This is a genomic window from Flavobacterium sp. (assembly GCF_027484705.1).
GTDB lineage: Bacteria > Bacteroidota > Bacteroidia > Flavobacteriales > Flavobacteriaceae > Flavobacterium.
Window position 1 is genome coordinate 423,042 of the sequence record NZ_JAIXSL010000007.1, and the last position, 13,246, is coordinate 436,287.

11 protein-coding genes are annotated in these 13,246 nt (G+C 36.6%); 4 read left to right on the forward strand and 7 right to left on the reverse strand.

Annotation, left to right across the window (positions count from 1 at the left end; all coding sequences use genetic code 11):
- Positions 1–176 precede the first annotated feature (176 nt).
- Entirely contained in the window at positions 177–1,973 is a 1,797-nt protein-coding gene (gene lepA / locus Q0058_RS03950; protein WP_298221432.1) for a translation elongation factor 4, read from the forward strand.
- A gap of 82 nt (positions 1,974–2,055) precedes the next feature.
- Here lepA and Q0058_RS03955 read toward each other — a convergent pair whose 3' ends face one another.
- Positions 2,056–2,988 (reverse strand): 1-phosphofructokinase family hexose kinase, encoded by a 933-nt coding sequence (locus Q0058_RS03955; RefSeq protein ID WP_298221433.1) that lies wholly within the window; start codon positions 2,986–2,988, stop codon positions 2,056–2,058.
- Positions 2,989–3,114: 126 nt separating this feature from the next.
- Here Q0058_RS03955 and thiL point away from each other — a divergent pair, with 126 nt between their 5' ends.
- Entirely contained in the window at positions 3,115–4,164 is a 1,050-nt protein-coding gene (gene thiL / locus Q0058_RS03960) for a thiamine-phosphate kinase (protein WP_298221434.1), read from the forward strand.
- A gap of 263 nt (positions 4,165–4,427) precedes the next feature.
- Here thiL and Q0058_RS03965 read toward each other — a convergent pair whose 3' ends face one another.
- The 6 genes from Q0058_RS03965 to Q0058_RS03990 all read right to left on the reverse strand — a co-directional run bounded on the left by Q0058_RS03965 (position 4,428) and on the right by Q0058_RS03990 (position 11,488).
- A complete protein-coding gene (locus Q0058_RS03965; RefSeq protein ID WP_298221435.1) occupies positions 4,428–5,096 on the reverse strand; it encodes a response regulator in 669 nt (222 codons plus the stop codon).
- Between the two features lie 10 nt (positions 5,097–5,106).
- Positions 5,107–7,056: a tetratricopeptide repeat-containing sensor histidine kinase gene (locus Q0058_RS03970; protein ID WP_298221436.1), complete on the reverse strand. Its 1,950-nt coding sequence runs from the start codon at positions 7,054–7,056 to the stop codon at positions 5,107–5,109.
- A gap of 164 nt (positions 7,057–7,220) precedes the next feature.
- Complete coding sequence (locus Q0058_RS03975; RefSeq protein ID WP_298221437.1) at positions 7,221–7,886, reverse strand: response regulator; 666 nt, start codon at positions 7,884–7,886, stop codon at positions 7,221–7,223.
- Complete coding sequence (locus Q0058_RS03980; RefSeq protein ID WP_298221438.1) at positions 7,886–9,883, reverse strand: sensor histidine kinase; 1,998 nt, start codon at positions 9,881–9,883, stop codon at positions 7,886–7,888. The genes Q0058_RS03975 and Q0058_RS03980 overlap by 1 nt, the downstream gene beginning before the upstream one ends.
- A 151-nt stretch (positions 9,884–10,034) precedes the next feature.
- Positions 10,035–10,316, reverse strand: a complete 282-nt coding sequence (locus Q0058_RS03985) for a hypothetical protein (protein WP_298221439.1) — start codon at positions 10,314–10,316, stop codon at positions 10,035–10,037.
- Between the two features lie 185 nt (positions 10,317–10,501).
- A complete protein-coding gene (locus Q0058_RS03990; RefSeq protein ID WP_298221440.1) occupies positions 10,502–11,488 on the reverse strand; it encodes a LytTR family DNA-binding domain-containing protein in 987 nt (328 codons plus the stop codon).
- Positions 11,489–11,774: 286 nt separating this feature from the next.
- Here Q0058_RS03990 and Q0058_RS03995 point away from each other — a divergent pair, with 286 nt between their 5' ends.
- Both Q0058_RS03995 and Q0058_RS04000 read left to right on the forward strand, forming a co-directional pair.
- Positions 11,775–12,281 carry a hypothetical protein gene (locus tag Q0058_RS03995; protein WP_298221441.1) on the forward strand — a complete coding sequence of 169 codons (507 nt, stop codon included), beginning with the start codon at positions 11,775–11,777 and terminating at the stop codon, positions 12,279–12,281.
- Complete coding sequence (locus tag Q0058_RS04000; protein ID WP_298221442.1) at positions 12,278–13,219, forward strand: P63C domain-containing protein; 942 nt, start codon at positions 12,278–12,280, stop codon at positions 13,217–13,219. The genes Q0058_RS03995 and Q0058_RS04000 overlap by 4 nt, the downstream gene beginning before the upstream one ends.
- Positions 13,220–13,246 lie beyond the last annotated feature (27 nt).

Sequence of the window (13,246 nt, forward strand, 5' to 3'; positions counted from 1 at the left end):
ACTATATTTGCAGGCTATTGCGGGTGCGCGTTAGGGATGGCAGCGATTGTCTGAGCTCTTTTTTGAGCAGCACAGCGGAACAAAAAAAGCGAGTGCGTACAGCCCGGCCCAAAGGACACGAGGCTAAAAGCCGAACTGGCGAAGCAAACGCCCATAAAATTTGACAGAAAAAGAATATGAAGCATATCAGAAATTTTTGCATTATCGCCCACATTGACCATGGGAAAAGTACTTTGGCTGACCGCTTACTAGGCGCGACGCAAACCGTTACGGCCCGTGAGGAAAAGGCACAATTGCTTGACAACATGGATTTGGAACGCGAACGCGGGATTACGATCAAGAGCCACGCGATTCAGATGGAATATACTTATAAAGGCGAGGAATATATCCTGAACCTCATTGATACTCCGGGACACGTTGACTTTTCTTATGAAGTTTCTCGGTCTATTGCGGCTTGTGAAGGTGCGTTGTTAATTGTGGACGCGGCACAAAGCATCCAGGCGCAGACGATTTCTAACCTGTACCTCGCTTTGGAAAACGACCTTGAGATTATTCCGGTTTTGAATAAGGTAGATTTACCGAGCGCGAACCCTGAGGAAGTCAGCGATGACATCATTGACCTTTTGGGTTGTAAACTTGAGGACATCATCCACGCTTCGGGGAAAACCGGTTTTGGTGTTGAAAATATTTTGGCCGCCATCATTGAAAAAATTCCGGCGCCGAAAGGAGATCCGAATGAACCTTTGCAGGCTTTGATTTTTGATTCGGTGTATAATCCGTTTCGCGGAATTGAGGTTATTTTTCGTGTTAAAAACGGTGAAATCCGCAAAGGTCAGAAGATTAAGTTTATGGCGACGGGCAATGAATATTTTGCCGATGAGATTGGCACTCTGAAACTGAACCAAGTACCGAAACAAGTGATTTCTGCAGGCGACGTAGGTTATCTGATTTCAGGAATTAAGGAAGCGAAAGAAGTGAAGGTCGGTGACACACTTACCGATGCCAAAACACCTACAACCAATATGATTACAGGGTTTGAAGACGTGAAGCCGATGGTTTTCGCCGGTATTTATCCTGTAGACACTGAAGATTACGAAGAGTTGCGCAACTCGATGGAAAAACTGCAACTGAACGATGCTTCGTTGGTGTTTTTGCCTGAAAGTTCCGCGGCTTTAGGTTTTGGTTTCCGTTGCGGATTCCTTGGGATGCTGCACATGGAAATTATCCAGGAGCGTTTAGAGCGTGAGTTTAATATGACCGTGATTACGACGGTTCCCAACGTTTCGTATCTCGCTTATACCAAGAAAGATCCTGAGAAAGGATTGGTCGTCAATAACCCGTCAGACCTTCCGGAGCCTTCTAAATTAGACCATGTAGAAGAACCTTACATCAAAGCTACGATCATCACCAAAGCGGATTTTGTCGGCAACGTCATGAGTTTATGTATTGAAAAACGCGGCTTGATTACGAACCAGACTTACTTAACTACCGAAAGAGTCGAGTTGACTTTTGACATGCCTTTGGCTGAAATCGTGTTTGATTTTTACGACCGTTTGAAAACTGTTTCTAAGGGTTATGCTTCGTTTGATTATTCTCCGATTGGGATGCGTACTTCGAATTTGGTGAAAGTCGATATCTTATTGAACGGAACGATTGTGGATGCTTTGTCATCATTGATTCACGTGGATAATGCTTACCATATCGGTAAGAAGATGTGTGAGAAACTTAAAGAGTTGATTCCACGCCAGCAGTTTGATATTCCGATTCAGGCAGCGATTGGCGTCAAAGTGATTTCAAGAGAAACCATCAAGGCTTTGCGAAAAGACGTTACAGCGAAATGTTACGGTGGTGATATCTCGCGTAAGAGAAAACTACTTGAGAAACAGAAAAAAGGTAAGAAGCGTATGCGCCAGGTAGGTAATGTGGAGATTCCGCAGGAGGCGTTTATGGCGGTGTTGAAGTTGAATGATTAAAGAAAAGGTTCTAAGCAACTGAGGCGCTGAGGCACTAAGGTCGTTATATATAAATAAACCCGGTTGTGTAAGCAGTCGGGTTTTATTTTTCCTTTAATGCTTTGAACAGTTTATTGGCGTCTTCGAGTTTGAAGAGTTGGGTGCCTTCGTTCATGGTTGCTGCCGAACCACAGGCTACGCCCCATTGTATTACTTCTTGCAAAGGTTTGTTTTGAGATAGTGCCCAGACCATGGCTCCGAGCATACTATCGCCTGCTCCCACAGTACTTTTTTTTGGTACTTCAGGCGCGGGGATTTTGATGGTATGATCTTTAGTGACCAATACTGCTCCTTTAGGACCTAGCGAAACCACTACGATTTCTGCGCTTCCTTTTGCTATTAATTTTTTGGCGGTTTCAGGAACTTCGGTGATTTTTAATTTTTCGATACCCATCAACTTTGCGAGTTCGCCTATATTGGGTTTTACGAGCCACACTCCTAATTCTAAAGCTTTTTCTAATGCCTTTCCTGAAGTATCCAAAATGACTTTTGTTCCGGATGCTTTGGCTTTCTTAATGATCTTTTGGTAAAAATCTTCTGAGAGATTTTCGTTGAGGCTACCACTCAATACGAGGTGTTTTGCTTTGGTCTGGCTGACGGTTGCAACTATTTGCTTTTGTTCCGCTAGCGTAAGCGGTGGTCCCGGAAATCCGAAACGGTATTGTGATCCGGTATCGGTATCGAGGGCGACGAAGTTTTCTCTGGTCCATTTTTGGATTGCAACTATCTGCATTGGAATGTTTTCTTTTTCAAGGCAGCCTTCGAGCATTTTCCCTATGGGTCCGCCTGAAGTGAAGACACACAAGGATTCGCCACCTAACCTATGAATTGCTTTGGAGACGTTGATTCCGCCTCCACCTGCATCATATTCTGGATCTTCGCAACGGATTTTCTGCTCCGGCATCAAGTGCGAAAAGCTGCTGCTTTTGTCAAGCGCCGGATTGACCGTCAGCGTTACTATGTCGTAGGTTTTCATATTTTAATTTTTATTTAAAGGTCGGAAAAAATAAGGCAACCCCATCGTTCTTCCACAAAAACAATGGTTCCTTGCATTTTAAAACCTCGTCATCTTTGTACCTTTGCGCTTTAGCAATTCAAAAAAATGATAGAAGATAAAAACCCGCAACGCACGAGCATTGCCCAATTGGGCGAATTTGGCCTCATAGACCACCTTACCAGAAATTTTGAAACCAACCAGCCGTCGACCCTCAAAAGCATCGGCGATGATGCGGCAGTATTGGATTTTAAGGAGAAGAAAATCGTAGTATCGACCGACCTTTTAATCGAAGGCGTACATTTCGACCTGTCTTATATGCCGCTCAAACACTTGGGTTATAAAGCTGTCGTTGTCAATGTGTCGGATATCTGCGCGATGAATGCCAGAGCTACACAAATCACAGTTTCAGTAGCGGTCTCGAACCGATTCCCGCTCGAAGCACTCGAAGAATTGTTCGCAGGAATCACGCTTGCAGCGCAGGAATATAAAGTAGATGTGATTGGGGGCGATACCACTTCGTCACAGAAAGGGCTCATTCTCAGCATCACCGCGATTGGAGAAGCCGATGCAGAAGAGCTCGTTTATCGCAGCGGGGCTAAAGCAAATGATCTACTTGTGGTGACCGGAGATCTGGGCGCAGCCTACATGGGACTCCAAGTTTTGGAACGCGAGAAACAAGTGTTCCAGGTGAATCCGAACTCACAGCCCGATCTTGAAGCCTATACTTACCTCATCGAAAGGCAGCTCAAACCTGAAGCGCGCAAAGATGTCCGAACTTTGTTGCATGCGCTTGAAGTGAAACCCACTTCGATGATTGATATTTCTGATGGATTGTCTTCTGAGATCATGCATCTCTGCAAACAGTCGGGTGTCGGATGCAACCTGTATGAGGAAAAGTTGCCTTTAGACCCGCAGTTTATCAATGTCTGTGAGGAATTCAATATTGACAGCACCACTGTAGCGATCAATGGCGGTGAGGATTATGAATTGTTGTTTACAATTGATATGGGTGATTTCGACAAGATCAAGGGCAACCCGAATTTTACGGTCATCGGGCATATGGTTCATCCAAGCGAGGGCATGCATCTCATTACACGCGCCAATACGAAAATACAACTCAAAGCACGCGGTTGGGACTCCATACAAGAATCCTGAGACCTTCACTTATAGGCACAAAAAAAAGCGACACTCCCTAATTTGTCGCTTTTTCTTTATACTGTAGTTCGTTGATTCTTATTCTTTTGATTTGGGGCAAAAAGGATGTCAGATCATGCACTACATTGTATGGATGTTATGTTACGACTACTACCTCAATAACACATGGCTAAATTACAATGTAGGTTTGTATTTTCATCTGAGGTTTTCCTCAAAACCCATTACGGTTTCCCGCATTTTTTTTTACGGTTTGCCGTAAACGACTATAATAACCCTTTATTTTTAGCTTCACGGATTAAATCGATGTCGCTTCCTCCTTTAATTTCAAGTAAATCTTTTAGATGCAATTTTCTTTTTTCAACGGCACTCAGAGATAACGGAACATATTGAGGAATATCTTTGGTTTTAGTTCCTTTAGAAAGGTGAAATAAAATTTGTTTGTCGAAAGCGTCGATTTCAATATTGTCGTATTGAATTTGGCTGACCAATTTCACAACGGTTTGGCTGTAATAATTCTCTTCCTTGAGTATTTTATCAAACGCTAATAAGAGTTCGTCAAAAGTCAAATCATTTTTGATGACCAACCCGTTGGGATTGATGTTTTTGATGATGGTGTTTATTTTTAACAATTCTGTATGCATCGTCAGTAAAATGATTTTGCAATCGGGCATTTCTTTTTTGATGAGTTGGGCCAAATCTTCACCCGAAAAAATACCTTTTTCTTCATAAATGGGCATGCTCAAATCGAAAAAAGCAATTCCAAAGGCTTCCGGAGCTTCAGTAATGGCTTCGTAACCCGTTTTACAATCTTTAGCTTGAGTTATTGAAAACTCATATTCTCCTTTGGCGTTATATCCTTTTATGGCGTTTTTATATGCCTCGATGATAAAAGGGTGATCGTCTACAATCAGAATGTTTACTGGTGTTGCCATATTGCATTTTTTATATTGGTATTCTCACTATCACGGTAGTTCCCTCGTTGAGTCTGGATTTAATTTCTGCACTCCCTTTGCAGGATTTTGCCCTTGAATATATATTTTGCAAACCTATACCTTTTTTCTTGTTCTTTGACGAAAATCCGTTGCCGTCATCAAAAATTTCTACTAAAAGGTGTCTTTCTTTTTTTAGGATACTCACAATAATATTTTTTGCCCGAGCATGTTTTTCGATATTTTGAATGGCTTCCTGAAGTATTCTGAAAAGGTGTATTTTCTTGAATCCGGCAAGTTGTTCCCAATTAATTGATGCATCAATTTCAAGATGATAATTGCTGCTGGAAATGCTTTTCTGTTCTTCAATAAAAGACTCAACAATACCAATAAAACTGGTCTTATTGGTGAATACGTTACTGTTTAGATCGTGTGCAATATTACGAATTTCTTTCTCAATTTCTTGAATGCCATCAATAAACGGCAAACATTTTTTTATAGTTTCAGTCTCAGAATTTTCAGCAATAACATGCAAATTGAGTCGGGTTGAAGTCAGGCGATTCATAATACCATCGTGCAAATCTTGCGCAATGCGTTTCTTTTCCAACTGCCTGCCTTCATCCATTTTATTTTGTTGGTTTTGGAGGAGCTGATAGATTTCTTCATTGGCTTTTTGTTGGTCTTGAAGTAACCGCATTTCTTTTTGTTTGGTCCTTTGGTGGATAACCATGAACAATAAAATACCTATTAAGAAAAGTAAAACGGCTATACTTAAAAATATCCATTTTTGTTTGATGGCTTGGTCTTTTTCGGTGGTGATTTCTTCGGTTTCGTAGGCGATTGCTGCAAATTTGTTTTTAGCAATACTTTGTTTTCTGTACAGACTATCAAAGATTTTTATGTATTCTGAAGAATACGAAGAATAATTTTTAAAATCTACTATTGAAATTTGCTTCAAGGAGGGTAATAAATCGTTATAGTTACCTTTTTTTCTGGCTAATTTAAGTGCTTCGTTAGCATATTTAAATGATAGTAGAGTGTCTTTTTTTGAAAAAAAATATTCTGACAAATGATTCTTACAATAAATAATTTCAGCGTTTAATCTTAGGCTATCTTTAATTTTTAAGGCCTCTAAAAACAAACTCAATGATCCCTTGTTGTTGTTATTCAATTTGAATTCAACGTAAGCAAAATTGTCTACTATTGTTGAATATAATTTAGGATTATGTTTACGTAATTTTTTATTTAATAATGCCTTTTTAAATGTTTTTGATGCTTTTTTATAATCCTTAAGATATAAGTAATTATTTCCTAAATTATTTAAGCATATTTCCTTCAGAAAAAATTGTCCTTCCAAATTATTTTCACTAATCAATCTAATTGCTTTAAAAATATAAAAGTTTGATTTTTTATAATCTTCGCTAGCATTAAATGCTATCCCCAAATTTATTAAAGCATCATAAACTCCTAATTTATCATTAATCCTTTTTGAATATATTAAGGATTTAATTGCTGAACGTTCCGCTCCAAAAATATCAAAAACATTTATTTGAATTGTCGATTTGTCTAAATATAAACTAGCTAACAACTTCTCATCCTTTTTGTTTAAAAAAAATTTTTCTGCTTTTAAAAGATAATAAAAAGCGCTATCATTATGACTTATAGTTTTATAATAAATCCCCAACCACCTATATGATTGACCAATAAAATATTCGTTTTTTTGGAGGCGAGCTTTTTTAAATACTATTCTACTCGTAACTTTTAAATCACCCCAAGAATTCAACAAATAAAAATTACGAGCCATCCTTATGAGTTTATCAGTATTTGCCGAGTCATTCTTCTGTAGATTTAGACATCCAACCGCTTTTCTAGTATACTTTACCCGCAACCCATATGGAACCTTAATATTTTCTGCCTTACGCATATATATTGCTGTACTGTCTTTATTAGTTTCAGCAATCAAAGGCTGCTTTTTAGTACAACCAAAAAACAAAACCAATAAAATAAAAGTGATGTTGCGAAACCGAATCAACGTTCTTTGCTTTTAGGGTTAAAAACTAAGTTTCTTTACAAGATAAAATATTAATAGGATTTGAAAGTGTAGTTTTTCTTCATCAAATGTTAAAACTAGACTAATCCTCTTTTCCTTGCTTCTCTAATAATATCCTCATCACTACCTTTTTGGATATTAAAAAACAATTTAATTTGAGCTTTTCTTTTATCAATAGCGCTGATGGTAATGCCAATATGCTCTGGAAGGCTTTTAGTTTTTATGCCTTTTGCCAATAAAGAAATAATGCGTCGGTCATAGGAATCCAGACCAAAGTTATTCATCCCAACTTCTTTGAGGCTTTGTTTCGCTGTAAGGGTATAATATGTTTGTCCGGAAACAACACTCTCGAATGCCTCGATAAGCTCGTTTGACTGGAAATCACTTTTAACCAATAAGGCTTCCGGATTGATTTTCTTAATTAGATTGTAGAGTATAAAGGCTTCGGTGTGCGAGGTGATCATCATTATTTTTGTATCCCTCCAGAGCTTTCTTATCAGAACTGCCAAATCTTCACCCGAAAAAAGTTTTGCAGATTCATACGGCGGTAGTGCTAAGTCTAGGAAAACAATATCGAACGCCTGGTTAGTTTTAGTAATATATTCGTTTGCCTTTTCACAATTATAAGCGATTGTGATTAATAACTTTTCATAGGAATACTTTGAGTTAAGGATACTTTTATATCCTTCAATCATGGTCGGATGATCATCTACTATGAGTATTTTTATTAATGCATTTAACATTATACTTCTGTAACTTTCTTTTCTAATGGTACTAAAACTGTTGTGGTTGTTCCTTTGCCTTTTTTCGATTTGATCTCAAAGGTTCCTTCACATTCATTTACCCTGGATTGCATGTTTTGAAGGCCAATACCTCTTTTCTTGGTATTCACATCGAAACCAATCCCGTCATCTGTTATTTTTAATGAAATATGCTCATTATCTTTTTTAAATTCTACCGAAATGTGTTTGGCATTGGCATACTTATTAATATTCTGTAAGGATTCTTGAAGAATACGGTACAAGTTAATTTTAACGGCATTAGATACTTTGTCCCATTGGATGCTTTCATCTAATGAGGACGACAAATCTGCTTCGAAAGAGTTAATCTGTTCTTCTAAGAGATTACTAACAATCGCTACAAAATTATTAATTAACACATATTTTTCGCGGTTAAGATCATGTGAAATTTCCCGAATATCCTGTTCAATATTTTTCAATTCTGCCAAATAATTAAAACGGCTATTAATAGAATCTTCATCGTTAAAGCGGTTCAAACTATCTAAATTCAGTCGTGCGCCGAACAATCTACCGAGGACGCCATCATGCAGTTCTTGCGCTATACGTTTCTTTTCTTTAACCCTATTTTCCTCGATAGTTGCCTGCTGAGAGATCATGAGGTTGTAAATCTCTTCATTGACAATTTGCTGTTGCTGCTTCAATAAGAGTTCCCTATTTTTGGCCCTTTGGGTTCTAATCACAAAAAGCAATAACCCAAGCAATAGTGTACCAATAAAGAAATATAGTAAAGTTCTGTTTTGTTCGGTAAGTTTGTCTTTTTCCTGGATGATTTCGTCTGTCTCAAAGGCGATGCGGGCGAATTTATCTTTGGATTTTCGCTCTTCTAGTTGGATGCTATCACTGATTCTTATGTATTCTTTAGAATATTTTCCCGAATTTTTATGTTCCACCAAAGAAAGTTGTTTAAGAGAAGCTAAAACATCTGATGAAACTTTTGTTTTTTTTGAAAAATCTAAGGCATCATTAGCATACTGTTGAGATTTTACACTGTCCTTCTTTGCTGCAAAGAATTCGGATAAATGAATTTTCGTTAAAATAATTCCTGAAAAATCCACGTTAAGACTCTCTCTAATTTTAAGGGACCTATAAAATAAATTGGATACTTCACTATAATCTTTAATCTTAAATTTGGAGTAAGCTAAATTATCAAGCAACATAGCATAGAGGCTTGGATTATCATTATAGAGGTCTTTAGTATTTAACGCTAGATTAAAGTTTTCAACCGCGTCTTCATTCATATTCATATTTTGATAAACATATCCTATATTATTCAAAGAATTTGCATCTAGGTGAAATTTACTATTTAAGTTATTTGTTTTTAAATAGTTAAGTGCTTTATAATGATACTCTAATGCCTTTTTGTAATTCTTCAATTGATTGGAGCATGCACCTACAATATTATATGCATCATATATTTTTAACTTGTTTTTAGACTTATGAAGAAACCTTAAAGATTTAATAGCTGAGTATTCGCTGCCATTAAAATCACCTTCATTAATTTGAATAAAAGCCTTGTCAATAAGAATTTCTCCAATACTCACGCTATCTTTCAAGTACTTTGCAAATTTTTCGGCTTTTAAATAATAATAAAACGAACTATCATTTTGACCCACATCAAGTTGATAAGAACCTAAGTTCTTTAATGCTCTTGCAATATTCAAGGTGTCCTTTTCCTCTATAGAATTTGCTAATAGAATGCGAGAAACTTTTCTAAATTCTTTATGATCCTTTAATTCATTATAATTTATTCCAATTTCGTTTAAATTCTCCCTATTCTCTTTACTATTTTTTTTTGTATTGATAATTTCAAACACTCTCTTATTATATTTCAATCTATTTTCTTTAGTTATTCTTTCATCTTTAACTAAAGAAAAATAAATAGAAATACTGTCTGAAGATTTATCAGTTACTTTTTTTTTATTGCCTTTATCACAGCTCAAAAAAAATATTAGAATATAGGTAAGTAGTAAAAATCTAATTTTCAATGAATTTTATTTGCGTTTTCCAAAAATAATAAAAAAGAGGCTATCATATAAAAATGATAGCCTCTTTTAGTAAATTTTTTTCTTATTTTTTAAGAAAATGTTTTAATTAATTTCTTGTTATACTATTCCCACCTATTTCGCTTCTCGTGATACCGTTTCCGCCAATTTCGCTTCTCGTGATACCGTTTCCACCTATTTCACTTCTCGTGATACCGTTTCCACCTATTTCACTTCTAGTGATACCATTTCCTCCAATTTCACTTCTAGTGATACCATTTCCTCCAATTTCACTTCTAGTGATACCGTTTCCTCCAATTTCAGGACTAGTAAAAGAAGTTAGGATCATCATTAAAGAGAATAATCCACATGTTAAGATTGCTTTTTTCATAATTTGAGACTTTTATGTTGTTAATGTGTTTGTTCTAAATTTCAGCGAACCTAGTTAATGATTCACGATGTAAAACTACACAGCATGTCTCGTTGAGCCTAGTGTTTGAAGGCCTATGTGGTGAATGGTATTTGTTTGGTAGTGAATGAACGTCAAATTATGGTAGATGAATTTGACGATTTTGGCTAAATCTCCAAATAATTGCCTTTTGTGATGCTGCTGATGATAGCATCGACGTTTTCTTTATAGGATTTTGAAAACGGCAATTTTGTTGTAGTGTTCTTGATATAGCAAACCGAATTACCGGTATGGATTCTAGAAACATAATCTATATTGACAATGTAGCTATTATGGATGCGGACAAATGGGGAAGAAAGTACATTTTCAAAATGCTTTAATGTTTTAAAAGCTGTGATCATTTCACCATTATAGAGATGAATGTCCGTTGAGTTGTTATCCGCCTGTAGGTAGCAAATATCTTTTGCTTCTATAAAACGGTAGTCCCCATAAGATTTTACGCAAATTATCAAGGGTTTATCTTCATTATTAGGTTCAATATGAAGAAATGGTTTTTTTATTGGCTTTTCAACTTCTTCGGTTTCGTTTGAAATGCTTTCATCATCAAATTCAGCTCCTGTAGCTTTTTCATCTATAGCTTCAACTTCGGTCAACTCTTCAGGAACTGGATTATACTCGGACTGGGTGATCGGCAAATCAAACGACGGTTTTAAAGTGGAAGATTGCATAAAATCCTCAGAAACCGAACTTTGATTTATAAAATGGTTATTGGGAACATCATATAGCTTTTCGAACTTAAGAATAGTCTTTCTTAGGGTATTCCCATCGATCGGTTTTGACAAATAATCAAACGCACCATATTGAATTGCCTCAATGGCTAATTCCGGATTATTGGTAGTAACAATAATTTTCGGTATCACTTTTAAATAACGATGCAATTCATTAATGAGCGCTAATGATAAATCACTATCCTTGTCTGTCGGGCTTATTTCCAAGAAAACCAGACTTGGTTGGTGTTCCAGAATCAAATCTAGACCTTCCATATAGGAGTGAGCAGACGCTAAAAATTGTAAATTCTGAAAACGTGCCGCTACAGACAATGTCTTCAGAATACTTTCCGCGTTATCATCAATAATGATATATGAATGTTTCATCAACTGCTTTTCCTAAATTGGTTTAGTAAAGCATTGTCAGATTTAAAGATGTGGGCAGGCTTGGGGCGACTGTCCGGTTTTAAATTAAACCGAGGCTAAATTACTGTTTTTGATTATTCCATTTTGTGATTGTTAATAGTTTTGTCGCGATTGTTAACATTATTTTACGAACGGTAAAAATATTCGTTGAACTGCATTATGGTTGAGGAATTTATGCGCTTTATTTTAAATATTGTTTAAATTATATATTTATTTACACTAATTTTGTTTTCATATTTTATAACTCATGATTAACGTAGAATTTGAAAAAATTTCTGACATCACAACTGCTTTTCCAACAGAACAAAGCTGTATAGATCATCTTACTCACCTGAGATGGGAGCATTTTGTTGTGAGCCCTTTTGATGCAAGTTCAAAAATATATCACTGCCCAAACAACACCTATAAATGTAAAAACAGCGGTAAATATTTTAATGTTAAAACCAACACGCTGTTCCACAATTCCAAAATCCCGTTACAGCAATGGTTCGTTGCCATTTGGTTGGTTGGTGAAGCTCAGCCTAACATCAGCTCTGTCGCCTTGGGGAAAGAATTAAACATCACCCAAAAAACAGCCTGGTACATCATCAAACGTATTAAAACATATTATCCATCTGAAAAAAACAATCTCTTTGGTGAAAAAAGCACTTCTAAACCAATTTTGAAAAATAGAGAAAGTAACAAGCCAAAGCAAAACGAAAAAACCAAACTGCAATTGTTGGATTGGCTGGCATTATACCAAATTAAAAAATGAGTTCTACTGCGTTGAAAATAGCCTATGGCTCGACACATTTGCCTCTAAAATTAGGCGAATCGAGTGTCTCTTGTTTTATTCTAAGTAATAACCAGTATGTTTTGCCTATCAGTAGCGTTCAGAAATTATTGGGTTACGACGGGAAATCAGAAACCTGGTTGCTGAATATCATGAACAATATTTCGAAGTTTACAAAAATCTCAAAAGATTTGCTACAAGCTTATGAAGACCCCATAAAGGTGGTTATGAATTCCACTAAGAAAACACCTCAAATCATAGCATTAATTGACTCGACGATCTTCCTTGAAACTTGTAAAACATTTGTTGACGCCAAAAATGACGGGCTATTGGGTGTCCATCTAATCAAAATATCAAAAACAGCTGAGAAAATCCTAAAAAATACAACCCATCAAAACATCAATATGCTAATTGCTGTAGCTACAGGTTATGAAACGCATAAAGAGCAAGTTAAATCATTGCTCATAAAGTACCTGCAAACAGAGCTCAATGACGATGCTGTCCTATGGATTAAAACTTTTCCCGACGCCTTTTTTAAGACTCTTTTTGAAATTCATGAGCATCACTGGAACGACATGAAAACAAGGCCTGATTTCATAGGTAAAGTTCTTTATGATCTTATTTTCAGCAGGATTTCATCAGCATTACTAGTTGAATTAAGAGAACATCCGCCAAAGAGATCCTATACAAGAAAAGGATACGCCCCTCAGGACAACGAACATCCCGAATTGAAAAAGCATCTGGAAGAACTCATGACATTATTGGAAACGTCGGGCAATGACTGGTTTATCTTTTTACAATTGGTCCAACGGAGTTTTCCGATTAAAAACCACTATACCAATACCTTAAAGTTTGAAAAACCAACGAAAAACAAACCCTTGCTTTCCAGTTTCAACAAGCAGCTCAGAAAACTGACGTAAATTAAAAAAGCCCAACTGCTAAGTTAG